The organism is Streptomyces sp. TLI_55 (assembly GCF_900206255.1).
Taxonomy (GTDB): Bacteria; Actinomycetota; Actinomycetes; order Streptomycetales; family Streptomycetaceae; genus Streptomyces; species Streptomyces aquilus.
The window spans coordinates 441,731-465,059 of the sequence record NZ_OAOJ01000001.1 but is presented as its reverse complement, the minus strand read 5'-3'; the positions used below and the strand labels follow the sequence as shown (position 1 = coordinate 465,059).

Annotated in this window: 22 protein-coding genes; 6 read left to right on the top strand and 16 right to left on the bottom strand. The window is 73.1% G+C overall.

The features are described from left to right. Positions 1-32: 32 nt before the first annotated feature. Positions 33-878 (bottom strand): class I SAM-dependent methyltransferase, encoded by an 846-nt coding sequence (locus CRP56_RS02295; protein ID WP_097259739.1) that lies wholly within the window; start codon positions 876-878, stop codon positions 33-35. 95 nt (positions 879-973) lie between these two features. On the opposite strand from CRP56_RS02295, the gene CRP56_RS02290 reads away from it, so the two are divergent. After that, positions 974-1,405 (top strand): helix-turn-helix domain-containing protein, encoded by a 432-nt coding sequence (locus CRP56_RS02290; RefSeq protein ID WP_097259738.1) that lies wholly within the window; start codon positions 974-976, stop codon positions 1,403-1,405. Positions 1,406-1,416: 11 nt separating this feature from the next. Here CRP56_RS02290 and CRP56_RS02285 read toward each other — a convergent pair whose 3' ends face one another. Then, positions 1,417-2,013, bottom strand: coding sequence for a phosphatase PAP2 family protein (locus CRP56_RS02285; RefSeq protein ID WP_097259737.1), 597 nt, complete (start codon positions 2,011-2,013; stop codon positions 1,417-1,419). Continuing rightward, on the bottom strand, positions 2,006-3,376 hold the full coding sequence (locus CRP56_RS02280; RefSeq protein ID WP_097259736.1) for a diacylglycerol/lipid kinase family protein: 1,371 nt from the start codon (positions 3,374-3,376) through the stop codon (positions 2,006-2,008). The genes CRP56_RS02285 and CRP56_RS02280 overlap by 8 nt, the downstream gene beginning before the upstream one ends. Positions 3,377-3,865: 489 nt before the next feature. Between CRP56_RS02280 and CRP56_RS02275 the strand changes: the two genes are divergently transcribed. Next, positions 3,866-4,702: a hypothetical protein gene (locus tag CRP56_RS02275; RefSeq protein WP_097259735.1), complete on the top strand. Its 837-nt coding sequence runs from the start codon at positions 3,866-3,868 to the stop codon at positions 4,700-4,702. Here CRP56_RS02275 and CRP56_RS02270 read toward each other — a convergent pair. After that, complete coding sequence (locus tag CRP56_RS02270) at positions 4,685-5,428, bottom strand: 2-phosphosulfolactate phosphatase (RefSeq protein WP_257039991.1); 744 nt, start codon at positions 5,426-5,428, stop codon at positions 4,685-4,687. The genes CRP56_RS02275 and CRP56_RS02270 overlap by 18 nt on opposite strands. A 93-nt stretch (positions 5,429-5,521) precedes the next feature. Between CRP56_RS02270 and lexA the strand changes: the two genes are divergently transcribed. After that, positions 5,522-6,193, top strand: a complete 672-nt coding sequence (lexA, locus tag CRP56_RS02265; protein ID WP_097259734.1) for a transcriptional repressor LexA — start codon at positions 5,522-5,524, stop codon at positions 6,191-6,193. A 539-nt stretch (positions 6,194-6,732) separates the two neighbouring features. Here the strand turns inward: lexA and CRP56_RS02255 are convergent. The 3 genes from CRP56_RS02255 to CRP56_RS02245 all read right to left on the bottom strand — a co-directional run bounded on the left by CRP56_RS02255 (position 6,733) and on the right by CRP56_RS02245 (position 8,413). After that, positions 6,733-6,954, bottom strand: a complete 222-nt coding sequence (locus CRP56_RS02255; protein WP_097259733.1) for a hypothetical protein — start codon at positions 6,952-6,954, stop codon at positions 6,733-6,735. Positions 6,955-7,110: 156 nt separating this feature from the next. Further along, entirely contained in the window at positions 7,111-7,617 is a 507-nt protein-coding gene (locus CRP56_RS02250; protein ID WP_097259732.1) for a cupin domain-containing protein, read from the bottom strand. 148 nt (positions 7,618-7,765) lie between these two features. Then, complete coding sequence (locus tag CRP56_RS02245) at positions 7,766-8,413, bottom strand: class I SAM-dependent methyltransferase (RefSeq protein WP_097259731.1); 648 nt, start codon at positions 8,411-8,413, stop codon at positions 7,766-7,768. A gap of 146 nt (positions 8,414-8,559) precedes the next feature. Here CRP56_RS02245 and pgm point away from each other — a divergent pair, with 146 nt between their 5' ends. Further along, a complete protein-coding gene (gene pgm / locus CRP56_RS02240; RefSeq protein ID WP_097259730.1) occupies positions 8,560-10,200 on the top strand; it encodes a phosphoglucomutase (alpha-D-glucose-1,6-bisphosphate-dependent) in 1,641 nt (546 codons plus the stop codon). Between the two features lie 27 nt (positions 10,201-10,227). Here the strand turns inward: pgm and CRP56_RS02235 are convergent, their stop codons facing one another. Beyond that, the gene (locus CRP56_RS02235; RefSeq protein WP_097259729.1) at positions 10,228-10,869 is read right to left on the bottom strand and encodes a dihydrofolate reductase family protein; all 642 of its coding nucleotides are present in this window, start codon (positions 10,867-10,869) and stop codon (positions 10,228-10,230) included. 292 nt (positions 10,870-11,161) lie between these two features. Between CRP56_RS02235 and CRP56_RS02230 the strand changes: the two genes are divergently transcribed. After that, positions 11,162-11,710: a DUF1062 domain-containing protein gene (locus tag CRP56_RS02230; protein WP_097259728.1), complete on the top strand. Its 549-nt coding sequence runs from the start codon at positions 11,162-11,164 to the stop codon at positions 11,708-11,710. Positions 11,711-11,818: 108 nt separating this feature from the next. Here CRP56_RS02230 and CRP56_RS02225 read toward each other — a convergent pair whose 3' ends face one another. The 6 genes from CRP56_RS02225 to CRP56_RS02200 all read right to left on the bottom strand — a co-directional run bounded on the left by CRP56_RS02225 (position 11,819) and on the right by CRP56_RS02200 (position 19,196). Beyond that, positions 11,819-12,535 (bottom strand): alpha/beta fold hydrolase, encoded by a 717-nt coding sequence (locus tag CRP56_RS02225; RefSeq protein ID WP_097259727.1) that lies wholly within the window; start codon positions 12,533-12,535, stop codon positions 11,819-11,821. Positions 12,536-12,555: 20 nt separating this feature from the next. Beyond that, the gene (locus CRP56_RS02220) at positions 12,556-13,524 is read right to left on the bottom strand and encodes an alpha/beta hydrolase (protein ID WP_097259726.1); all 969 of its coding nucleotides are present in this window, start codon (positions 13,522-13,524) and stop codon (positions 12,556-12,558) included. Between the two features lie 134 nt (positions 13,525-13,658). Beyond that, positions 13,659-14,600: a helix-turn-helix domain-containing protein gene (locus CRP56_RS02215; RefSeq protein ID WP_257039990.1), complete on the bottom strand. Its 942-nt coding sequence runs from the start codon at positions 14,598-14,600 to the stop codon at positions 13,659-13,661. Then, positions 14,597-15,607: a helix-turn-helix domain-containing protein gene (locus CRP56_RS02210; RefSeq protein ID WP_097259725.1), complete on the bottom strand. Its 1,011-nt coding sequence runs from the start codon at positions 15,605-15,607 to the stop codon at positions 14,597-14,599. The genes CRP56_RS02215 and CRP56_RS02210 overlap by 4 nt, the downstream gene beginning before the upstream one ends. Positions 15,608-15,643: 36 nt before the next feature. Continuing rightward, a complete protein-coding gene (locus CRP56_RS02205; RefSeq protein WP_097259724.1) occupies positions 15,644-16,633 on the bottom strand; it encodes an alpha/beta hydrolase in 990 nt (329 codons plus the stop codon). A 22-nt stretch (positions 16,634-16,655) separates the two neighbouring features. After that, the gene (locus CRP56_RS02200; protein ID WP_097259723.1) at positions 16,656-19,196 is read right to left on the bottom strand and encodes a helix-turn-helix transcriptional regulator; all 2,541 of its coding nucleotides are present in this window, start codon (positions 19,194-19,196) and stop codon (positions 16,656-16,658) included. Between the two features lie 111 nt (positions 19,197-19,307). Here CRP56_RS02200 and CRP56_RS02195 point away from each other — a divergent pair, with 111 nt between their 5' ends. Further along, positions 19,308-22,151: a LuxR family transcriptional regulator gene (locus CRP56_RS02195; RefSeq protein WP_257039989.1), complete on the top strand. Its 2,844-nt coding sequence runs from the start codon at positions 19,308-19,310 to the stop codon at positions 22,149-22,151. Positions 22,152-22,166: 15 nt separating this feature from the next. On the opposite strand, the gene CRP56_RS02190 is transcribed toward CRP56_RS02195, so the two are convergent. Both CRP56_RS02190 and CRP56_RS02185 read right to left on the bottom strand, forming a co-directional pair. Beyond that, positions 22,167-22,478, bottom strand: a complete 312-nt coding sequence (locus CRP56_RS02190) for a hypothetical protein (RefSeq protein ID WP_097259721.1) — start codon at positions 22,476-22,478, stop codon at positions 22,167-22,169. Beyond that, on the bottom strand, positions 22,475-23,293 hold the full coding sequence (locus CRP56_RS02185) for a phytanoyl-CoA dioxygenase family protein (RefSeq protein WP_179850930.1): 819 nt from the start codon (positions 23,291-23,293) through the stop codon (positions 22,475-22,477). The genes CRP56_RS02190 and CRP56_RS02185 overlap by 4 nt, the downstream gene beginning before the upstream one ends. Positions 23,294-23,329: the final 36 nt, after the last annotated feature.

Genomic DNA, 23,329 nt, shown 5'->3' with positions numbered 1-23,329 from the left:
GCCGTGCCGCGCAAGCGGGGAGAAGGACCTGGCTACGCCGCCGCGCGGGCCTCCACCAGCCAACAGGCCGCCGTGAAACGGACCTCGGGACCCTGCACGAACGGCTCGAACGCGGCACGGACCGTCTCGACGACACGCTGCCGGGTGTCCTCGTCCACGTCGGGCAGGACCAACCCGAGCGGGCCGAGCTTGGTGAAGTAGCCCACGAGCTCGCTCGTCGGCAGCGTGCACGGCAGCTCGACCGGTCGGACGGTGACCTCGCCCCACCCGCTCTTCGCCAGGATGCCGCGGACCGCGTCGGGGTCCGCGAAGGCGAACTGGCCCGGCCCGTCCGGCCGGCGGGGCGGAAGCTGCGGAAGCAGTGGCGCGGCGGCCTGTTCGGCGGTCGTCATGAACGGGTTCTCGGCGGCGCCGCGCCAGGCGACGAACCGCAGCGATGCCCGGTCCTTGGCCGCGCGCCGCAGCCGGGTGAAGGCGTGGATCGGGTCGTCGAAGAACATCACGCCGAGGCGTGAGACGACGGCGTCGAAGCTCGCGGGCTCGAACGGATGGTCCGCCGCGTCGGCCACCACGAACGACGCCGCCACGCCCGCCCGCTGCGCCCGGTCCCGGGCGGCGGCGATCATCGGCTCGGAGATGTCGACGCCGACGCAGTGCCCTTCCGGGCCGAGCCGCCGGGCGACGGCGACCGTAGTGCTGCCGGTGCCGCAGCCGACGTCGAGCACCCGGTCCCCGGTGCCGCTGGGGAGCCCCTCGACGAGCACCTCCTCCAGGGGCCTGAGCAATCCGTCCAGCAACTCCTGCTTCTCGACCCAGACATGGCCGGCCCGACCCCAGCGGGCCCCCTGGTCGTCGTCGGGCGACTGCTTGAACTCCATGAGCGTCTCCTGTGCTTGCGTGCCATCGGCGGCTTCTTGCCATCGGCGGGCTCGAATGACAGCGTGCTACTTCAAGTCGACTTGAGGTCAAGAAGATGACAGTGCTGGACATCGGCGAGGTGGCGCGACGCGCGGGCGTCCCCGCCTCCACCCTGAGGTACTACGAGGAGAAGGGGCTGATCACCTCCTCCGGCAGGCGTGGTCTGCGCCGGCAGTACGACCCCGGCGTGCTCGAACGCCTCGCGCTGATCGCGCTGGGGCGCACCGCGGGGTTCTCGCTCGACGAGATCGGACGCATGGTCGCGCCGGACGGGCGGCCCGACCTCGACCGGCAGAAGCTCGCGGCCAAGGCGGACGAACTGGAGGCGCGGATGCGGGAACTGGCCGTCCTGCGCGACTCCCTGAGACACGCCGCCGCCTGCCCCGCCCCGAGCCACATGGAATGCCCCACCTTCCGCGGCCTCCTGAGAGCCGCGGCGACGGGGGTGGTGGCCGTACCGCCGAAGCGGACCCCTGGGCCGCCCTGATCCGACCGGCATCAGGGACAACGCGTACGGTGAGGGCCGTCCCAGCTGCCGGCGGCGAGGACGGCGGCCGCCGCGCCGGTGCCCAGGACAGCGCCCGCGATGACGTCACCCGGGTAGTGCACCCCGGTGTGGATGCGGGAGTAGCCCACCGCGCAGGCGAGCAGCCCGAGCGGAAGCGTGGCGACGGGGAGGACCGGGCCCACGGCGGCGGCGAAGGCGACGGCCGACGCGGTGTGACCGGAAGGGAACGACGCAGACTTCGGCATGGGCACATGCCGGCCGGGGAAGGGCGAGTCCTCCGCGCGGTGCGGGCGGCGCCGGCGCACCAGCCGCTTGCCCAGCAGGTTCGCGGTCGTCGAGGCGACACCGATGGCCGCGACACCCAGGACCGCCGCGCGGCGCGGCCGCCCGGGGCACAGAGCGAGCAGACCGGCGACCGCGAACGAGATCTTGGAGTGGTCCGCCGCCGCGGACAGCCGGCGCAGGGCATGGTCCAGGGTCGGCGTGTCGGTGACCGTCACGGCCTCGTACAGCGCCTGGTCGAGGGCGGCGAGATCGCGCAACAGTGCTCGGGAGGCGCGGGGGTCACGCTGCGGGCGGTCAGGCATCGTTGTGCTCCTGCGGTGTGCTGGTGGTGGGGGAGGGGCGGTCGAGAGCGAGGCGGACGATGTGCCGCCAGTCGACGGACGGGGCCGTGTAGGGCGCACCGGGCCGATGCCGGGGCACCCGGACCCGCAGCGCGCCGGGCCGTACGGTCACGACCACCGGCGGCGGCAGAGTGAGCGCCTCGCCGTCCACGGCCACCGCGATCCGGTCCGCTTCGGACTCGACGGTCACCTGACGTGCGGTCAGCGAGGTGATGCCGCTGGCTCGCTCCCCCCGGAACGCCAGCTCGGCGGCCTGGGCCGCGCCCTCGATCCGGACGGCGACCACCCCCAGCCGGCCGGTGTCGAGCCGGGCCCGCCGCCCCGCGCCGAGCGGGTCGGCGAGGACGTAGGGGTTGTTGCTCACCAGGAGCGCCTGCGGCACCGGCAGCCGGTCGCCGTCGGCCTGGGCCTGAAGCCTCGTGGCCGCGTCGGGGGCGAGCAGGTCAGGCAGCTGGTCGAGCGCGGTGACGGCCTTGGCGTCGCGGTAGTCGGGGGACTGCACGATCTCGGCGTACGCCCCGAAGGAGACCGTGTTCACGAACGGCAGCCCGGCCACGTCGCCGAGGTCGACGCGGAGCTCCACGCCGTCCGTGAGGGCGTCCAGGCCGGTCGCCGGGTCGGTGCGGTCCAGGCCCAGGTCCATGGCGAAGTGGTTGCGGGTCCCGGCGGACAGGACCATGAACGGCACGTCGTGCGCGGCGGCCACCTGCGCGACGAGGGCCTGGGTGCCGTCGCCGCCGGCCACGCCGAGCAGATCCGCGCCCTCGGCGACGGCCTGCCGGGCGATCGCCGCCGGGTCGGGCCGGGCGTCGAGGTCGAGCAGGATCACCCGGGCGCCGAGCGCCTCGGCCCGCTCCACCAGCGAGTGCCGGCCGACCTTCCCGCCTCCCGACCGCGGATTCATGATCAGCACGGGCCGGACGGGCCGCCGTACGGAACGCGAACGCATGCCGTGCGGTCTGCGGCGCCGGCGCAGCGCGCTCCGGGCGCAGGCCAGCGCCGCGGCCCAGGCCCCCAGCGCCGCCACCGCGACCAGCCACAGGCCCGAGACGGCGTACAGGACGAGGACGCCGACCGGCGCGCACACGGCCAGCAGCGCGCCGCACAGACGCGCCGGCCCGCGATGCGCCAGCGCCCACCACAGGCCCGCCCCGGCCAGCCCCAGCCCGCCCAGGCCCGCCAGCAGGATCAGCAGCTGGCTCGCACCGGCCGCCACGGCCGCGACGGCACCCGCGAGACACACCAGGGCGAGCCGGGCCAGCGCCCGCGCCCGTCTGTCGAAGCCGTCGGGCTCCGTTCGGTTCGTCGATGAGGCCGGGTTCATGACGCTCCGGGCGAGTCGCGAGGTCCCACGGGTGGGGTGGTCGCTGCCATTGTCCCCGCAAAGATCGCCCGACCGCAGTCCTTTGCTCCGCCGGGTGCCGCCAGGGCGGTCCGCACGGCACGATGGGGAGGCGCGGGAGCGCGGACCGGCACCTGGGACGGCGGCCAGTCCTGGGCCTGCCTGACGGGGGAGTGGCGGGGCATGGGTGAAGACGGGCGGGGGAGCGGGTCGAACGGCTCTGGGGACGACGACGCCCGGAATGGGGGAGACGGCTCTAGGACTGGGGGCGGCGGCTCTGGGACCGGAGGCGATGGCTTCCGGAGCGGGGGAGACGGTTCTGGGACCGGAGGTGACGGCCTCCGGAATGGGGGCGACGGTTCTAGGCACGCGGGCGACGGCTCTCGCGACGGAGGTGACAGCACCCGGAGCGGCGGCGACGGCACCCGCAGCGCGGGTGACGGTTGGCGCACCAGCCTGACGGCGCTGGCGATGGCATCTGTACTGGCGTTCGTCACGGTGTTCTTCGGCTGGCTGCCCAACCCGTTCGCGCCCGGTGACGAAGGCCCGGCGGGCGGCGCCGCGCAGTCGGCCCCCGTGAGCCCGGCGGCGCCGTCGAAGTCGGCCCGGGTCGAGGTCGTCGCCCGGGAGTTCCCGGCGCCGCAGAAGATTCCGGCGAGGTTCCGTGCCGGCACGCGATGGCGCGCCGGCACCGTCCTCGCGACGAGACTCACCCTCACTCTCCGCAATCCGGGCGAACTCAAGGCGGCGATCGGCGAGTTCCGCTTCACCCTGCGCGAGGTGCGGGACCTGCTGCCGCCAGACGACGCACCGCCCTGCCTGCCCAAAACCGGCGGCATCACGAAGATCACCGCGGACTACGACATCGACCTGTCCCCGACGGCGGATCGGCATCTCCCCGCGACCGTGTCCGTCGACGGGGACTACGACCTCGCGGCGGGGGAGGTGGAACGCGTCCTGTTCACGATCGGCGACGCACCGTCCTTCAGCCCGAGCCTCTACCTCCTGGACGTCACCCTGACAGAGGGGTCCGCGAGGACGCCCGTCCCGGTAGGTTCGGTCGCCTTCCTCGGCCCGCTCGCGTACGACGCTCCGGCCGGGCTCGCCACCGGACTGGACACAGCGGACGACTACCTGCGCCGGCTCCACGCCGTCGCCCACTCGGACCGCGGCATCTGCGACAACGCGCTGATCGCGGACGCGGCCCGGATCCTCGCGGCGGCCGACGACCTCAGCCCGGAGGCGGAACGCCTCAAGACCGAGATCGAGGCGCTGCGACAACGTCGGGAGTCAGCCCGCGCCCACTGATTGACATCCTGGCCGCAGCACCATGAGGGACTCCTCGCGTCGCGCCACCATCGCGAAGGAGAAGCGGTCGACCTCCAGGCAGAGTTCGACATCGTCCCGATGAACTCCCCGGTATCCGAGCCGCACTCCCTCCGCGAGATCGGCTGCGGCCCGGGAAGCCCGCGCCCTGCGGAGATACGGGGCTGCTTCGACATCGTCCCCGTCGATCCGCCGGCCGATGTACTCGGCGCAGGCCAGATCCTCGTCGGCCCGGCCCTCCTCACCGGTGACGACGAAGGTCACGGGACCATGCCCCGCGGCCCGCAGCAACCGTGCCGTCGCCCCGGCCACCACGAAGCTCGCGCACAGCACCAGCGGCGCGTCGGCGACGGCCAGCGCGCCCACGGTGCCGGCGGTCGTCTTCTGCACCACCGTACGACCGCTGAGTTCGGCCGACTTGATCAGCCCCGGGGAGTTCACCGTGTCGAAGCCCGCGGCCGGAGGACCGTCCTTGAGCGCCAGCCAACCCGGGCGGCTCTCCTTCAAGGCCAGGGCCTCCTCCTCCGACGAGGCCAGGACGATCCGCTCGGCACCGCGCGTGAAGGCCCAGGCGGCCACGGTGAAGGCCCGCATCACATCGATGACGACCGCGACGCGCGGAACCTCGGTCAACTCCCCGATACCGACGGCCACGCGGTCGACCGCACCGCTGTCCACGTCGTCCTGGTCGGTGCCGTCTTCCCGCACTGAACCCGCCCTTCCGATCGAAACAGTGTTCCTATCCAGAGAAGCGTGGGATATGGTCACATTCCGTAAGGATCTTGTACGGAGGTGCCCCGGATGGAGAACACAGCGCCCGCCCGCCGGGGCCGTCCCCCAGGCGCGAAGGTCGCCGAAGGCGAGCTGACGAACCGCCAGGCGGCCATCGTGCGCTACATCACGGAGACGGTCGCGCGGCAGGGCTACCCGCCGTCGATGCGGGAGATCGGCCAAGCCGTGGAGCTCGCCAGCACGTCCTCGGTCGCCCACCAGCTGATGGTGCTGGAACGCAAGGGCGTCCTCTACCGCGACCCCCACACGCCCCGTGCCTACCAGGTCCGGCCCTCCTGGGCGCCCGACCTGGGGCATCGCGGTGCCGTACCCGTCGAGGTGCCGCTCGTCGGCCGGATCGCCGCCGGCGCCCCGCTGCTCGCCGAAGAGATGGTCGAGGACGTCTACTCCATGCCCCGGCAGGTCGTCGGTGAGGGAGACCTGTTCGCGCTGACGGTGTCCGGCGACTCGATGATCGAGGCGGCGATCTGCGACGGCGACATCGTGACCGTCCGCCGCCAGGACAGCGCCGACCACGGCGACATCGTCGCCGCGCTCCTGGAGGACGAGGCCACCGTCAAGGTGCTGCGCCGCCAGGACGGACAGGTGTGGCTGATGCCCCGCAACCCCGCCTACGACCCGATCCCGGGCGACCAGGCCCAGATCCTCGGCAAGGTCGTCGGAGTCCTGCGCGTCCTCTGACCCACCCCACCGGCAGGCTGGCCCCGCGACCACCGTCCGCCGCCGGGGGCATCGCCGGAGGCTGTGGCCACGGCGGAACATGCCGTATCAGCGCCTCCAGGATGGTGTGACTGATCCCGCACTCCCGTCGCACCACCGCGACCGTCCTCCCGGCGGCGCCCTCTGAGGGCTCCCGAAGACGAACCGAGACGGACAACGTCGAAGGGCCCCACCGCGGACGGTGGGGCCCTTCGGCATCGTGCCCGGTGAGGTACTGGCGGAGGGCACGAGATTCGAACTCGTCGGGGATCGCTAGGCGGCCTTGGGTCGCGCCGGACCCGTGCCCGGGGCGGGCACCTGCGCATCCTCGGACCAGAGGACCTCGGCGTCTCCGAAATCCGGGGCTTGGAAGGGGCTGATCGTCGGAGGCGGCGACACAGCGGTGGAACGGCTTGGCTGCCCTTCCGGGGCGGAGAACAGCGACGTGGGGTCGATGAGAGGTCTGCCTTTCGTTGCAGGTCCCTTACGGGGCCTGGAGTGCCGTGACGGGCACCGTGGTCCTACAGCTTGGTCATCTTGGCGTACGGGCTCAAGATCCGCATCTGCGTCGAGCCGAAATCCACGAGCGCCGCGATCCCGTCCTCCATGCCGACCACCCGGCCGAGGCCGTACATGTCGTGGGTGACCTGGTCGCCCTCGGCGAAGTGCTTGGGAGCCGGTGTGGCCGGGGCTTTGAAGGGGCTTGTGGGCAAATGACGCGTTCGTGCCGCAGGCTTTGTCATGGCTCAGTATGCGCCTTCGTGCAGCCGGCTTGCTGTGGCTGTCGACACAGACCCGGACGGGAATCATCGCATCTCGTGACAAAACGCACCATCGTCTGAGAGGGACGTCGACGCGATTGCGCAGGTCAGGGCCATCGGTGGCAGTCACCCCAGCTGCTAGAGCTCCAAATCGAAGTCCTCCTCGAAGTAGCTGTCGTGCCGGATGCGGAACTCCTTGAGTTCCTCGCGGCTGCGCCGGGTCATCTCCGCGACCTGCTCGAAGTACTCCTCGCGGGGAGCGCCGGGGGAGAACAGCATCAGCATGGACATCGGCTCGTCGGTCACGTTCTTGAAGGCGTGCAGTCCGCCGACGGGGACGTAGAGGAAGTCGCCCTCGCGGCCGGTGACCCATTTCTCGCCGTTGTAGAGCTCCAGTTCGCCGGAGAGGATGTAGAAGGACTCCGACATCGCCTTGTGGAAATGCGTCTGGGCGCCGGCTGCCCGTGCCCCCAATTCGACTTTGTAGAGCCCGAATTCGCCGCCGGTCGAGGCGTGTGTGGCGAGGTAGTGGGTGGAGGCGCCGGGGGAGGAGATGTCCGGTGGGGTGCCGGCCGGGCGGAAGGCCGCGTTCACCTCGCCCTTGTCTCCGTGGTAGCGGGGCTCCGGGTAGGCGATGTTCGACATGCTGCGCTCCTTCGGCGGGGTGACGCCGAAAGGATGGCTGCCGCCCCGGGAGGCTGCATCGGGCTCGCGGACGATCTTCAGGCGGAGCCCGCCTCGTGCCGCGGACCTAGTACCCGCGGCACCAGGCACGGCCCGGAAGGCCGGGGCGTCAGGGCCGCTCCGCGTCGCGGCGGCAGTGCAGGAACAGGTGGGGCTCGGGGGCGGCGTCCGGGTGGTCCGGGGTGAAGGTGGGGTGCTGCCGGGCCAGCACCGTCAGGCCCGCCTCCTCCACCGCGGCGGCGACGTCCTCCTCGGCGAAGCTCGTCGCGCGGACCGCCCGGCCCATGAAGGCCACCTCGACGTCCTCCACGTCGGCCGCCACCGTGGCCAGCACCAGATGCCCGCCCGGCCTGAGGGCCCCGCCCAGGCGCCGCAGCAGAGCCGACTGCTCGGCCCGGCTCATCTGCAGCAGTGAGAAGAACACGCACACCCCGTCGAACGACGCCGACTCCAGCGCGAGTTCACGGATGTCGGCCTGGCGGAACTCGGCCTCCGGCACCTGGCGGTCGGCCAGTTCGACCATGACGGGGGAGACGTCCACGCCCAGCACCGAATGGCCCGCCGCGACGAGCGCCGCCGCGGTGGGCCGCCCCGTGCCGCTGCCCACATCCAGAACGCGCGCGGCGGGCGGCAGCCGCTCGACCAGCCACTCCAGCGCCGCCAGATGCGCGGGCGCGTGGGCGAACGCCTTCTCGTAGTCGGCGCCCAGCGCGTCGAACAGCACTGCGGCAGGCGGCCGTTGGTCCTCGCGCGTCACGTGGATGTTCCCCTTCGCTCGCCGACCTGCATCGTCGCAGCCGCCGTAGGCGTGGCACAACGGTCGCCCGGTGCGCGTCCCTCCGGCCGGCGCAGGGGAGAATGGGGGCCGTACGCAATGGTCGACTCTTGCGGAGGTGCGGGGAAATGCAGGACGCGCGAGCGGGACAGGTCGCCGGACCCGAGGACCTCATCGACGTGGCCCGGCTGGTCACGGCGTACTACGCGCTCCACCCCGACCCGGCCGAACCCGGGCAGCGCGTGGCGTTCGGTACCTCGGGACACCGCGGCTCGTCCCTCGTGGCGGCTTTCAACGAGGACCACATCGCCGCCACCAGCCAGGCCATCTGCGAGTACCGCGTCGCCCAGGGCACCGACGGCCCCCTCTTCCTCGGCGCCGACACCCACGCCCTGTCCGAGCCCGCCCGGATCACGGCCCTGGAGGTGTTCGCCGCCAATGACGTCACCGTCCTGATCGACCAGGCCGACGGCTACACGCCCACCCCCGCCGTCTCGCTCGCGATCCTCACCCACAACCGGGGCCGCACCTCCGGTCTCGCCGACGGCGTGGTCGTCACTCCCTCGCACAACCCGCCCGCCGACGGCGGCTTCAAGTACAACCCGCCGAGCGGCGGCCCGGCCGGCTCCGAGGCGACCTCCTGGATCCAGGACCGCGCCAACGAGATCATCACGGGTGGCCTGAAGGACGTACGACGCATCCCGTACGCCCGCGCGCTGGCCGCCCCCGGCACCGGACGCCACGACTTCCTCGGCGCCTACGTCGCCGACCTGCCGAGCGTGCTCGACCTGGACGCGATCCGGTCCGCCGGTGTGCGCATCGGAGCCGACCCGCTCGGCGGCGCCTCGGTCGCCTACTGGGGCCGGATCGCCGAACAGCACCGCCTCGACCTCACGGTGGTGAACCCGCTCACCGACCCCACCTGGCGGTTCATGACCCTGGACTGGGACGGCAAGATCCGCATGGACTGCTCCTCCCCGTACGCCATGGCCTCCCTCATCGAGCAGCGCGACCGCTTCGACATCGCCACCGGCAACGACGCCGACGCCGACCGGCACGGCATCGTCACGCCGGACGGGGGCCTGATGAACCCCAACCACTACCTGGCCGTGGCGATCTCGTACCTGTTCTCGCACCGGCAGCAGTGGCCCGCCGGTGCCGGGATCGGCAAGACCCTGGTGTCGTCGAGCATGATCGACCGGGTCGCCGCCGACGTCGGCCGGCCGCTGGTCGAGGTGCCGGTCGGCTTCAAGTGGTTCGTGGACGGCCTGTCCGACGGCTCGCTCGGCTTCGGCGGCGAGGAGTCGGCCGGGGCGTCCTTCCTGCGCCGCGACGGCTCGGTGTGGACCACCGACAAGGACGGCATCCTGCTGGCCCTGCTCGCCTCCGAGATCACGGCCGTCACCGGCAAGACCCCCTCCCAGCACTACGCCGAGCTCACCGACCGCTTCGGCGCCCCCGCCTACGCCCGCGTCGACGCGCCCGCCTCCCGCGAGGAGAAGGCCCTGCTCGCCAAGCTCTCCCCGCGCCAGGTCACCGCCGACACCCTCGCCGGCGAGCCGGTCACCACGGTCCTCACCGAGGCGCCCGGCAACGGCGCCGCCCTCGGCGGCATCAAGGTCGGCACCGCCAACGCCTGGTTCGCGGCCCGCCCCTCGGGCACCGAGGACGTCTACAAGATCTACGGGGAGTCCTTCCTGGGCGCCGACCATCTGCGCCAGGTCCAGGAGGAGGCCAGGGCCGTGGTGCTGAACGCGCTCGGGAGCTGACGCGTCAGTCGCCGACGCGCGGCGGTTTCACTTGCGCGTCAGCGTCAGATGCGTGACCCCGCTCGGCGAGGAGACGGCCTCGATCGCGTACGCCGTCTCCAGTTCCTCCAGCCCGTCCCACAGGCGTACGCCCCGGCCGAGCAGGATCGGTACGACCACCACGTGCAGGTGGTCGATGAGCCCGGCGGCGAGGAAGTCACGGATGACGGTGGGGCCCCCGCCGATGCGGACGTCCAGGCCGCCCGCGGCCTCGCGGGCGGTTTCCAGCGCCTCGGCGGGCGAGGTGTCGAGGAAGTGGAAGGTCGTGCCGCCCTCCATCTCGATCGACGGACGGGTGTGGTGGGTGAGGACGAACGTCGGTGTGTGGAAGGGCGGGTTGGGTCCCCACCAGCCCTTCCAGTCCGCGTCCTTGTGCCACCCGGGGTAACCGAACTTCCCGGCGCCCATGATCTCGGCGCCGATCCCGGGGTCGAACCGGCGCACGAAGACATCGTCCAGGCCGCTGCTCCCGCCGTTGCCGCCGGTGGTCTCCTGCCACCACCGGGTGGCGAACATCCACCCGTGCAGCCGTTCACCCGCGTGGCCGAACGGTGCCTCGAGACTCAGGTCCTCGCCGGTGGCGAAGCCGTCGAGCGAGATCGAGAAGTTGTGCACGCGGGCGAGTGACATGACGGGCGTCTCCTTGTGTGCTTGCGGGTGTTCCGGTCGTCGAGCCGGCGAAGAACCCGAGATGCTGCCCGCCGGCGCCCCGTCAGTCCACCAGATCCCCGGCGGAGCCGTCGGAAAATGAGTGGAGCGGCGTCACCGAACGGCCCTACGGTGCTGCCGGACCGAGTCGTCTGGCAAAGGACGTGCCGTTGTACACCGTGTGAGACCCCCCGAGAGCTGATCTGTCGCGCGTCGCACCTGTGCGCCGCGCTGCTTCCTGCTGCGGATTTCTCACTGAAACCGGTGTATCTCTGTGCTCAACACCTGGGTCGTCATGCCCACTTGCCTGCCGACCGTCCTGCGCCGCTGCCCCGCGTGCGCGTCCCCGCGCTTCCGGGCGAACGGCAAGTTCCGCGTCAACGCCCATCACAAGCGCCTCGACGCCTGGCTCCTCGTGCTGTGCGCCGGGTGCGGCGACACGGCCAAGCTCACCGTCTGGGAGCGGATGAACGTCCGCTCCGTCCGGCCCGACCAGCTGGACCGGATGCACGCCAACGACCCCTCCCTGGCAGCCGAGTTGCTCCAGGACCCGGTAGTGCAGCGCCGTAACCGCGTCGCCCTCGACTGGGACGGCGCCTGGCGTCTGGACACCGGCGGATCGGATCACCTGGAGTGCGAGGTGCTCGACGTGTCGGTCCGCTTCGCGGCGCGGATCCCGGTCCGGCCGGTGCGGCTGATCGCCGAAGCCTGCGGTCTCTCGCGGGCCGAGGCCGAGCGACTGATCGCGGAGGGAAGGCTGGTCTCGGCGGTCCGGCTGACCGGCAAGGTCTCGGACGACTTCACGTTCACGCTGAAGCGCTGAAGCGCTGAGCGTTGATTACCGCTGGGTACCGCTGAGTACCTGTCACCTCTGAGACGGCGCGGCCGGACATCGCGATGATGTCCGGCCGCGCCACCCACCAAGCGCTTGTCAGCTCGTCGCGCGCACCGCGTCGCGGATCAGGTCGGCGACCTGCTCGGGCTGGGATACCGCCACCGCGTGCGAGGCACCCTCCAACTCGACGATCGTGGCTCCGGCCCGCTTGGCGCCGAAGCGCTCGACCTCGGGGTTGATCGCCTCGTCCGCGCCGGCGACGAGCGCCCAGGACGGCTTGGTCTTCCACGCGGCCACGGGTGCGGTCTCCTCGAACGCCGAGGCGGCCAGCGGGCGTTGGGCCGCGGCGAGAACCTTGGTGAGGTCCGCGGGCACGTCGGCGGCGAACACCGACGGGAAGGCGCCCTCGGCGATGGTCACCTCGACACCCGGGTCGGCGCCCGGGATCGGGTAGGTCCCCTGCTTGAGGTTGCTGACGAGCGGGGAGAGCGGGAAACGGCCCTGCAACTCGCCCAGGCTCTCGCCCTCTTCGAGGACGTAGGCGGCCACGTAGACCAGACCGACCACGTTCTCCGTGACGCCGGCGACGGTGATGACAGCACCGCCGTAGGAGTGGCCGACGAGGACGACGGGGCCGTCGATCTGGGACGCCAGGGAGGCGATGTAGGCGGAGTCCGAGGCGAGGCCGCGCAGCGGGTTGGGCGGCGCGATCACGGGGATGCCGTGGCCCTGGAGTTCCTCGATCACGCCGGACCAGCTGCCGGCGTCCGCGAAGGCGCCGTGCACGAGGACGACGGTGGGAGTGGTGGACATGGGTGGTTCTCCTTCTCGGGTCAGCCGTGCAGCGCGGTGCGCAGGGTGGCGACGGCCTGGTTGATGGCGGCTTCGGCGGCGTGGGTCTCGCGCAGGGCGTTGAGCATGACGAAGTCGTGGATGACGCCCTGGTAGCGGACGGCGGTGACGGGGACGCCGGCGGTGCGGAGCTTGTTGGCGTAGGCCTCGCCCTCGTCGCGCAGGACGTCGGCCTCGCCGGTGATGACCAGGGCCGGGGGCAGTCCGGTGAGCTGGTCGGTGGTGGCGCGCAGCGGGGAGGCGGTGATCTGGGCGCGTTCGGCCTCGTCGGTCGTGTACTGGTCCCAGAACCACTGCATGGCGTCGCGGCGCAGGAAGTAGCCGGTGGCGAACTGGTGGTAGGAGGCGGTGTCGAAGCTCGCGTCGGTGACCGGGTAGAACAGCACCTGCTGGACCAGGGGGACGTCGCCGCGCTGCTTGGCCATCAGGGTCAGCGCGGCGGCCATGTTGCCGCCCACGGAGTCTCCGGCCACCGCGATCCGGCTGGCGTCCATGCCCTTGCCCGCGCCCTGTTGCACGACCCAGCGGGCGACGGCGTAGTTCTGCTCGATGGCGACGGGGTAGCGGGCCTCGGGCGAGAGGTCGTACTCGGGGAAGACGACCGCGGCGTTCGCGCCGACGGCGAGTTCCCGCACCAGGCGGTCGTGGGTGTGGGCGTTGCCGAACACCCAGCCCGCGCCGTGGATGTACACGATCACCGGGAGGCTGCCGGTGGCGCCTTGGGGCTTGACGATGCGGGCGCGGACGCTGCCGGTGGGGCCGCCGGAAACGGTGATCCACTCCTCGTCGACGGCGGGCTTGGTGATGTCCCCGGACTGCACCTCGTCGACCGCCTTGCGGCCCTCGACCGGGCCGAGATCGAAGAGGTAGGGCGGGTTGGCGGTCGCCTCGGCGAAGGCCTGGGCGGCCGGCTCCAGCACCGGCTGGACCGGCTCGACGGCGTCGGACATGGGGTTCTCCTCGGTAAGGGAATGCGTTGTAACGGGCGCCTCGACGACGACGCTAGAACTGCGAGGCCAGGGTCGATTGCTCATCAGTGCACCGATGCCGGTCCGGCAGCGCACGGCAGCGCGCGCCAGGTCCTTCAGCCACCCTGCCGCTGCCCCCGGTACTGCACGGGAGACACCCCGTACGCCTTGCGGAAGGCGTGGCTGAAGTGGGTCGGGCTGGCGAAACCCCAGCGGGCGGCCACGGCGGCGATGGTGCGGTCGGCCGCCGAGGGGCGGGCGAGTTCGGCCCGGCACGCCTCCAGCCGGCGTCTGCGGATCCAGCCGCCGACCGTGGTGCCCCGTTCCTGGAAGAGCTTGTGCAGATAGCGCAGCGAGATGCCGTGCTCCGCGGCGAGGACGCCGGGGGAGAGCTCGGGTTCTGCCAGGCGCGCCTCGATGGTGGCCTTGACGCGGTCCAGCATCGCGGCCTGCCCGGTCCCGGCCGACGGCCCCGTGTCGGCTGCCTCGGCGCCGGTCGACCGGGTGGCGGCCAGGGCCGCGAGGAGGTCCGCGACGGCACGCGCGAGGTCCTCGCGGGTGGCCGGGGCGACCGCGTCGATCTCGCGCACCAGCCCGTCCAGCAGCGGAAGCAGCAACGCGCCCGGGCTGTCGGGTGTGTCGTCGATGACCTTCGCGGTGACCCGGCTCAGTTCCGCCTCGCCCAGCCTCAGCAGCGGCCGGGGGACCATCAGGACCCGCGCCCGCTGCTCCTCCGGCAGCACCACGCTGAACGGCCGGCCAGCGTCGTAGAAGACCAGGCCCCCCGGGCGCAGGCGGGCGCGGCGGCCGTCCTGGAACACCAGGGCGGTGCCGTGCAGTTGGAGACGGGCGAACAGATGCGTGCGGCCGTCCGCCGCCGTGTCCCGCGTGGTCCGTACGACCTCCACGGCGTCCGTCTCCTCGCTCGCCACCTGGAGCACGCCCAGGTGCAGCAGGCGCAGGGAGCCTCGCCAGGACGCCGGGTCGGTACGGGTGACCAGTTCGACGTCGCCGTACGCGTGCGAGAAGGACCGCTGCTCGCACGCGGGCCCGTTCAAGACGGCTCCAGGCAGCGGCGGTCGCGTTCGGTGAGCAGCCAGTCGGTGGGAGAGGTGCCGTACTCGCGGCGGAACGCCCGGGCGAAGTGCGCGGTGCCGCTGAATCCCCAGCGGCGGGCGACCGCGCCCAGCGCGGCGGTGTGGGTCAGCTCCCTGCGGCACTCCTTCAGCCGCAGCCGGCGGATCCAGTGGCCGACCGTCGTGCCCTCCTGCTCGAACAGCCGGTGCAGATAGCGCACCGAGATGCCGTGGGCCCGGGCGATGACCGCGGGTGTGAGGCCGGGGTCCGCCAGGTGCCAGCGGACGAACCGCTGGACGCGCAGGAGCAGCACCCGCTCGGCGCCGGGCAGCTCGGCCGGTGCCCCGCCCAGCTGCTCGGCGGCGGCCGCGGCCAGCAGGCCGACGGCGCTCTCGGCGATCCGGTCGGCGACCGGCCCCGAGTAGGACTCGGAGGTGTCCGCCAGACGTGACAGGAACGGCGACAGCAGTGCGGCGAGCCCGCCCCGCGGGCGGACGGCCCGTGCCGTGATCCGTCCGAGGGCCGCCTCCGGCTGGCCGAGGAGGCCGCGGGGCACGGCGAAGATCTTCAACTGGAACCGCTGCGGGAAACGCGTGCGGTACGGGCGTACGGTCTCGAAGAACGCGATGTCACCGGGCCGCAGTTCCGTGTACCGGCCGTCCTGCTCGACCTGGGCGGTGCCGCTGGTCTGGACGGCGACGAACACCTGGGTGCCGTCCCCGCGGGCCACACGGTCCGCGTTGCGGTGCACCTCTCCCGGGTCGCAGTCGACCGTCGTGATCCGCAGGTCGCCGAGGCGGTCCGTGCGCATCGTGGCGTCGTAGGTCCCGCTCTCCGTGCGGATGTCCATCCCCACCAGCGTGGCGAACACCGCGTCGTGCCAGAACTCCAGGCTCTCGCGGGGCGGCACCGAACGGGTGCAGAACACCTGGCCGCGCCCCCGCGCCGCGCAGTCGTCTTCCGTGAAGGAATCGTAGAAGGCTGACATACCCGTCAGCCTGCCTGGGGGCGGGCACTTCAGGCATCAGTCGGTCGACTGGTTCGCGCCGCCGAGCCGCTCGCGCAGGAAGGCGGCACCCTGCCGTACGGCCGCCCGGGTCGAGGGGCTGTCGCGCAGGCCGGTGAGGGAGACGAAGTCGTGGACGGTGCCCAGATAGCGGGCCGCGGTCACCTCGACGCCTGCTCGGCGCAGCCGTCGCGCATACTGCTCCGCCTCGTCGCGCGTCACGTCCGCCTCGGCCGTGATCACCAGTGCCGGTGGCAGTCCCGTCAGTTGGGCGGTGCCGGCGCGTGCCGGGGAGGCGGTCGGCTCGGTGAGCCGCCGGGGATCGTCGCTGTAGTGACGCCAATAGGCGCGCAGGGCTTCCCTGGTGAGCAAGTACCCTTCGGCGAACTGCCGTTGGGAGGCACTCGCGCAACGGGCGTCGGTGATCGGGTAGTAGAGCAGCTGGGCGCCGAGGCGCGGGCCGCCACGCGACTTCGCCAGCAGGGTGAGCGCGATGGCCAGGGTGGCGCCGGCGCAGTCTCCGGCGACCGCCAACCGGGCGGCGTCCACGTCCAGTTCGGCGGCGTGCTCGGCCACCCAGGACAGCAGGGCGTAGCACTCCTCGACGGCCACCGGGTAGCGCGCCTCGGGGGTGCGGCTGTACTCGGGAACGACGGCGGCCACCCCCGCGCCGACCACGAGGTCGCTGATCAGCCGCGCGTGCGTGTGCGCGTCGCCCAGCATCCACCGGCCGCCGTGGGTGTAGAGCAGGGCGGGCAGCGGCCCCCGGGATCCGGCGGGTCTGAACAGCCAGAACCCCACCAGCCCGGACGGCCCCACGGGCGCCACCTGGAACACGGCGTCCACCGCGAAGTCCTCGATCCGCTGCACCTGGGACTCCCTCAGGACCTGACGGCCGGCCGCCGGGGACAGCTCGTGGAGGAACGGCGGCGCCGAGGACGCGTCGAGCAGGCGCTGCGCCAGGGGCTCCAGAACCAGCGGGGACGGGTGCTGCCCGTCCGGCTCCATGCGATGTCCGCCTCTCGCCCGGTCACTTCTCGCACACGAGGAGATCACGCAGCTGATGGCGGCTGCTGACGCCGAGTTTGGGATAGACGTTGTACAGGTGCGAGCCCACTGTACGCGGCGACAGGAAGAGCTGTTCGCCGATCTCCCGGTTCGACATGCCCTTCGCGGCCAACCGGACGATCTGCCGTTGCTGGGCGGTCAGTTCGGCCAGCGGATGCTCCGCTGCGGGAGCCTCGGCCACCCCGCTCGCACGCAGCTCGCCCCGCGCCGATTCGGCCAGCTGCCGGGCACCGAGCCGCTCGGCTGCCTCCCGTACGACGGTCAGCTGGGCGCGCGCCTCCAACGGCCGCCTGCGTCGACGCAGCCAGCGGGCGAGGTCCAGCCGGGCCAGAGCGCGTTCCAGCGGCCAGTGGGCCGCCTCGGAGTTGACCACCGCCAGCTGGAAGTGGTGCTCGGGGTCCGCGTCCTCGTCGACCAGGGCCGCCGCGTGGTGCATGAGCAGCGTCATCCGGGTCGTCGGGCGGTCACCCTGACGATGCCGGACCCGGGCCAGGACATGGGCCGCCTCCCGCTGCCGGCCCGTGCGGTGCGCGGCGACGGCGAGTTCGGCGACGGACCGCGGCGAGAGGAAGGGGTCCAGGGGCTCGCCGTCGTCCGCGAACAGTGTCCGCAGCTGCCGGAAGGCGCCCTCCGCGTCCCCGAGGGCGAGCGCGGTCAGGCCGCGGGCCCGCAGCAACCGGGCATGGGTGGCCCGGTTCTCGTGGAGGCTGACGGAGCGCCGGTCGGGGCCGGTGAGGGCGGTGCCCGGGACGCTCTCGCCGCGCAGCGCCCGCAACGTCATGCGCAGGGCCTGGAGGTCCATCTCGACGCGGGTCCAGCGGTGGACGGCTGCGCGGTCGAGGCCCTCCTCGATCAGCGACTCGGCCTCCGCCCACCGCCCGAGACCCAGCAGGGCGTCCACCTGGTCCGGCAGCATCCACCCCAACGGCCCCAAGGCGCCCTGGGCGCGCAGCAGTTCGCCCGCCTGACGGTACTGCTCCGCGCACCGGTCGGAATCGTCGGTGTGATGGGCGAGCGAGGCCGCCGCGAGCAGCCGGCCCGTCCGGCTCGACCCCGATGCGGCCGAGGCCCGCGCGCTCAGGGCCGCGAGGACGTCGTCGGCGTCCACGCCGGCCAGCCGCCCGACCTCCCGCCGGTGCTCCGGAAGCCCGGACTGACGGGCGACGGCGATCGCGAGGGCCAAGAGCGTCGACGGGTCATCCGTCCGCCCCATCACCAGGTCGAACGCCTCGCGCTGGTGCGACTGGAGCGACAGCGCCCCGCTCAGGGCGCAGACCGCGGCACCCGATCCCGCCGCGCCAGGACTCGCCTGCGCCAGCGCCGCGTACAGCTCGCGCACCCACTCCGGGTCGCCATGTTCGCTCGCGGCGGTGAGGGCCGCGGTGAGCCGGCGGACGCGGTCGGAGGGGCGGGGGCTGAGTTGCGCGGCGCGCTCCAGTGCGCGGGCCGCGGTGAAGCGGTCGGCCCGGTCGGCGGCCTCTTCGAGTGCTGCCGCCACCGATTCGTCGGGGCCGATGGCCGCCGTGGCCAGATACCCGGCGCGGTGGACCGACCGGGCGGCCAGGTCCCGGCAGGCCTGCCGGCGCAGTGCCACCGGTTGCCGTTGCAGGGCCGCGAGGCGCGTCAGCGCGTTGCGGAAGACGACGCGGCCGTCGGTGACGGTGACCAGTCCGGCCGCCTCGGCCGCCGCCCACACCCGCAGGTCGTCGGTGCCCAACGCGGCCATCAGGGTGGCGAGTTCCTCCTGCGGTTCGGCGAGGGCCGCGTACAGCAGGGCACGGCAGGTGTCCTCCGGCAGCGCGTCGACAGCCTCGGCGACCGCGCGCGGGATGCGCCCGGGCCGGCCCGCGGCACGGCTGAGCTCGATGACCGCCAGCGGATTCCCCGCAGCCTGCCGGAGCAGCTCCAGCCTGGCCCGCCCGGTGGGCGCACCGGGCTGCGCGTCCAGCAGCCGGGCCGCCGCCTTCGGGGTCAGGGGGCGCAATGACCGTACGGCGATGTCATCGGGGAGTCCGGGAGGGGGCGTGTCGCCGCTCGCCGTGAACAGCGCGGTGACCGCCTGGCCGGTGAGCCGCCGGGACACGAAGGCCAGCACGGCCGCGGAATCGCGGTTGCAGTGCTGGAGATCGTCGACCGCCAGCAGCACGGGGCCCGACCGCGCCAGGTGGGTCAGCAGAGCCAGGACGGCGGTGGCCAGGTCCCGTGGCCGGGGTGGGTCGTCGTACGCCGTGAACAGGGCCTGCACCACCCGGCGTTCGTCCTCCGCCAACATCTCGCACTCGTCCCGGACCGGCAGCAGGAGCTGGTGCAGGCAGGCGTACGGTTCCCGCGCCTCCGACGGACAGGCGCGCGCCGCCAGCACACGTGCCCCCTGGGCCGTAGCCCTCCGCGCGGCGATCAGCAGCGTCCGGGTCTTGCCGCTGCCGGGTTCCCCCAGTACCAGCAGGGACCGCGGTTCGCCGGCATCCGTCAGGAGCCGGTCGACGTCCGCTTCCCACCCCACCGCTGCTCCCGCCTCTGTGTCCTGCCCGGTGCTCGCAGGCTGCCAGCGAGGGGGCGGGCCGCGCTTCTGTCATGTGACCAGTCCTGTGCCGGTGACCTGGCAGTATGAGGCGTGAGCAGTGGCGGGCGGGAACGGGACTTCATGGACTTCGGCGGGATCAGCGGCTTCGACGACTTCGGAGCCGGGCAGGAGGACATACCCGCACTGCTCGGCCGGGAGCGCGAACTGTCACGGATCGCCCGCCTGATCGACGCGGCGGACGGCGACGGCCCCCGCGTGCTGGTGCTGACCGGTGAGCCGGGAGCGGGCAAGAGCGCCCTGGTCGACCGGGCCGCCGCACAGGCCACCGAGCGCGGCCGCCGGGTGCTGCGGCTACGGGGCTGCGAGGGCGAGCAGGACCTCGGCTTCGCCGGGGCGCACCAGCTGCTGCGCCCCGTCCTCGACGGCGTCGACCGGCTGCCCGCACACCAGCGTGACGCCCTGCGCCAGGCGCTCGGCATGGACCCGGCCGGCGGAGCGGCGGCGCCGGACCCGCTGACCATCAGGGCCGCGGTGCTGACGCTGCTGCTGGCCGCGGCGGCCCGGCAGCCGCTGCTGATCGCCGTCGACGACGCCCAGTGGCTGGACGTCGGCTCACTGGACGTCCTCGCCTTCGTCGCCCGGCGCCTCGACGGGGAACCCGCGGTCCTGCTGCTCGCCGCGCGTGAGGCGGCGGTACCGGCGCGCTTCGACCGCGACTTCCCGCATCTGATCGCCGGGCCGCTGGACCGGGCCGCGGCGGGGCGGCTGCTGGACGCGCAGCCGCAGCCCCCGACGGGCCGGATGCGCTCCCGCATCCTCGCGCAGGCGGCGGGCAACCCGCTCGCCCTGATCGAGCTCACGCGCGCCTTCGCCCGCGACCCGGGCGGCGCACCGCCCATGGCCGACCGCGCCCTCGGTTCCGCCGCCGACGCCCTGCCGCTGACCGCCCGCCTGGAGAATCTGTTCGCCGCCGACCTGCCCGCCCTGCCGGCCGCCACGCGACGCGCCCTGCTCCTGGCGGCGGCCGCGGGCACCGCCCGGCTCTCCGATGTCCCGGACGTCGGTGACCCGGAGATCTGGGCCCCGGCCGAGCAGGCGGGGCTGGTCCGGGTCGAGGGCGGCCAGGTGCGGCTGCGGCACCCGCTGGTCCGCTCCGCCGTCCAGCAGGCGGCCACCTTCGCCGAACGCCGTGCCGCCCACCTCACCCTCGCCGCCGCGTTCGCCCACGAACCCGACCGCCGCGCCTGGCACCTCGCCGCGGCCGCCCTCGGCCCCGACGCGGAGATCGCCGACGCCCTCGCCGAGAGCGCCCGCCGCTTCCGCGACCGAGGCGGACACGCCGCCGCGGCGACCGCCCTGGAACGCGCCGCGGACCTCACCCCCGACCCGGGCGAACGCGCCCGCCGCCTGCTCGCCGCGGCCGAGTCCGCCATGTACGCGGGGCACCCGCAATGGGTCGGAGAGATCGCGGGCCGCGTCACCACGCTGACCGACGACCCCCAGCTCCTCGCCGAAGCCTCCCTGCGCGCGGGCTGGTCCCTCGCCGTCACCCTGCGCCACGACGACGCCCTGGCCTTCCTGATCCCCGTCGCGGAATCCATGGCCACGCCCGCACCGGCCCTCGCCCTGAGCGCCCTGGGAACGGCGGCGACCCCCGCGTACAACTCCGGGGACCCCCGCCACCGGCACGACATCCAGCGCATCGACGGCCTCGTCGCACCGCAGCCGGACGGCACCGACCGGGTCTGGACCCGGGGGGCGACCCACCCGTTCACCGACCGGCCGCAGCTGGTGAAGCAGCTCACCGCCGCCGTCGACACCCTGCCGGACGACTCCGAGCGCACCCTGCCAGGACTCGTCACCCTCGGCGGCGCGGCCTGGATCCTGGACGAGACCGATCAGGCCGTACGTCTCCTCGGTCGCGCCCGGGACCACCTGCGCAGCGCCGCCACCGCCGGCGCCAACTGCACCGTCGCCCAGGCCCTGGCCCTGGCGCACTTCGAGAGCGGGTCCTGGGACGCGGCACAGGCCGCCGCCGAGGAGGCCTTCTGGATGGCGACCGAGGCGGGCGCGGACAACGTCTCCGTCGGCTCACCGATCCTCCGGGCCACCCTGCGCGCCGCCCGCGGCGACCACACCGGCGCGCGGGCCCAGGCGGCGGACGCCGTCCGCGGCCGGGACCTGCGCGGCTCCCGCAGCCTGTACGTGCGTCACCGTTATGCGCTCGCCCTGGCGGCGACGGCGGAGGGCGACCACGAGACGGCGTACGGACAGCTCCGCGCCACCTTCACCGACGAAACCCGGCCCGCCCCCGTCCACTACCACGCCTCCCTCTACCACCTCGCCGACCTCGCCGCCGCGGCCGTCCGCGCCGGGAGGGCGGACGACGCCCGGGCCGTGCTCGACGCCGTGCAGCGCACCCTCGGCCGGCCGCGCTCCGCCCGGCTGGCCGCGCTCGTGCACCGCGCCGCGGCCCTGCTGAGCGAACCCGAGGACGCCGAACCCCACTTCCGCGCCGCGACCGAGGACCCGGCGGCGGCCCGCTGGCCCTTCGAACTCGCCCTCGCCCGCCTGGACTTCGCGGAATGGCTGCGCCGCCGTCGGCGCACCGCGGAGGCCCGCCCCCAGCTGACCGCCGCCCACGACACCTTCGTACGACTGGGCGCGCGCCCCTGGACCGAACGGGCCGCCGCCGAACTCCGCGCGGCGGGCGTGTCCTTGACCCCCGCCGACGCCGTGGGCGACCTGACCCCGCAGGAGCGGCAGATCGCCCGGCTGGCGGCGGAGGGCCTGACCAACCGGGACATCGGCGCCCGGCTCTACCTCTCCCCGCGCACCGTCGGCTACCACCTGCACAAGATCTTCCCCAAGCTCGGCGTCACCGGCCGCGCCCAACTCCGCGATGCCCTCGGCCGGTTGCCGGAGCCGGACTGACGACTCCTCAGCGCCTCACAGTTGCACGAGCTTCTCGAAGAAGAACTCGTGCTTGAGGAACGAGGTTTCGTGCTCCGCGCCCGGGTAGGGCGGGATGAGCTGGGCGGCCTGGAAGAGCCGCCAGCCGTCCTCCAGCGCGGCGACGCCGGTGGCGTAGGGAGGTTCGTCGCTGTCGCCGGTGGTGGGACGGGTGGTGCCGGTGCCGTCGTAGCGGGCCCAGCCGACCACCTGCGCGTCGAGCGCGGACGTGGACAGGTACAGGACGAGGACCTGCTGGCGGGTGACGCCCGCGGGAATCGGGGTCGCCTCGTGTTCCGCGATGGTCATGCCTGGCTCCTCAGGGCGGGCCGGTTGGCGATACGGGTGGCCCAGTAGTCGATGTCGAAGCCGCTGTCGCCGCTCAGGGCGCGCCACAGGTGGATCCGGTTGTGGATCTCCAGCCGGCCGGTGGCGCCCTCGTACCAGGGGAAGGTGCGCACCAACTCCTCCGACACGGCCGGGGAGTTCAGATCCGACACGTCCCACAACCGCACCTGCGGCACGGTCGGGTTGAAGCGGATCTTGTACATGTGGCGGACGGTGTCGCTGTCGTTGCGCCGCCCGCCGTGCCAGATGCCGTGGTGCAGCAGCATGACCGTGCCGGCCGTGCAGGTCAGCCGGGTCTGGCCGAGCAGGTTCTGGTAGCGGCCGGTGTCCGACTCGTTGATGCGGCGCAGATGGCTGCCCGGCACGACGAGCGTGCCGCCCATGTCCGCGGTGACGTCCTGCGGGTAGTACATGAGCTGCACGTCGAAGGCGTCCGGGCGTACGTCGATGAGGGCGTCGGCGTGCAGCGGTTGTGCGCTGCCCTCGTGCGGCTGACGGGTGTGCACGAAGTGGTGGTCGACGGTCGGGTCCGGGCCGACCAGGCTCCGCAACGCCCCTGCCACGGCGGGCAGTTCGACGAGCCTGCGGGCGAACGAGTCCTCGGGGAACGCCTTCGGCACGGGTGTGCCGTACGGCACGACGGGCAGATCGGCGGCGAAGACGCCCAGCGCCTCCGCGTTCATCTCCGCCGGCACGACGCCGTCGAGACGCAGGAAACCGTGCGCCACGAACCGCGCCACCTGGACGCTGCTCAGCAGCTGAGGTGTGGTTGACATACGGCGAGCCTAGGATCGGTCACCGCTCCCGCAATG

What these genes read in the sequence shown, in the direction of transcription:
- CRP56_RS02295 (WP_097259739.1), bottom strand. Translation starts at nt 878, where the DNA reads ATGGAGTTCAAGCAGTCGCCCGACGACGACCAGGGGGCCCGCTGGGGT.
- CRP56_RS02290 (WP_097259738.1), top strand. Translation starts at nt 974, where the DNA reads ATGACAGTGCTGGACATCGGCGAGGTGGCGCGACGCGCGGGCGTCCCC.
- CRP56_RS02285 (WP_097259737.1), bottom strand. Translation starts at nt 2,013, where the DNA reads ATGCCTGACCGCCCGCAGCGTGACCCCCGCGCCTCCCGAGCACTGTTG.
- CRP56_RS02280 (WP_097259736.1), bottom strand. Translation starts at nt 3,376, where the DNA reads ATGAACCCGGCCTCATCGACGAACCGAACGGAGCCCGACGGCTTCGAC.
- CRP56_RS02275 (WP_097259735.1), top strand. Translation starts at nt 3,866, where the DNA reads ATGGCATCTGTACTGGCGTTCGTCACGGTGTTCTTCGGCTGGCTGCCC.
- lexA (WP_097259734.1), top strand. Translation starts at nt 5,522, where the DNA reads ATGGAGAACACAGCGCCCGCCCGCCGGGGCCGTCCCCCAGGCGCGAAG.
- CRP56_RS02255 (WP_097259733.1), bottom strand. Translation starts at nt 6,954, where the DNA reads ATGACAAAGCCTGCGGCACGAACGCGTCATTTGCCCACAAGCCCCTTC.
- CRP56_RS02250 (WP_097259732.1), bottom strand. Translation starts at nt 7,617, where the DNA reads ATGTCGAACATCGCCTACCCGGAGCCCCGCTACCACGGAGACAAGGGC.
- pgm (WP_097259730.1), top strand. Translation starts at nt 8,560, where the DNA reads ATGCAGGACGCGCGAGCGGGACAGGTCGCCGGACCCGAGGACCTCATC.
- CRP56_RS02235 (WP_097259729.1), bottom strand. Translation starts at nt 10,869, where the DNA reads ATGTCACTCGCCCGCGTGCACAACTTCTCGATCTCGCTCGACGGCTTC.
- CRP56_RS02225 (WP_097259727.1), bottom strand. Translation starts at nt 12,535, where the DNA reads ATGTCCACCACTCCCACCGTCGTCCTCGTGCACGGCGCCTTCGCGGAC.
- CRP56_RS02220 (WP_097259726.1), bottom strand. Translation starts at nt 13,524, where the DNA reads ATGTCCGACGCCGTCGAGCCGGTCCAGCCGGTGCTGGAGCCGGCCGCC.
- CRP56_RS02210 (WP_097259725.1), bottom strand. Translation starts at nt 15,607, where the DNA reads ATGTCAGCCTTCTACGATTCCTTCACGGAAGACGACTGCGCGGCGCGG.
- CRP56_RS02205 (WP_097259724.1), bottom strand. Translation starts at nt 16,633, where the DNA reads ATGGAGCCGGACGGGCAGCACCCGTCCCCGCTGGTTCTGGAGCCCCTG.
- CRP56_RS02190 (WP_097259721.1), bottom strand. Translation starts at nt 22,478, where the DNA reads ATGACCATCGCGGAACACGAGGCGACCCCGATTCCCGCGGGCGTCACC.
- CRP56_RS02185 (WP_179850930.1), bottom strand. Translation starts at nt 23,293, where the DNA reads ATGTCAACCACACCTCAGCTGCTGAGCAGCGTCCAGGTGGCGCGGTTC.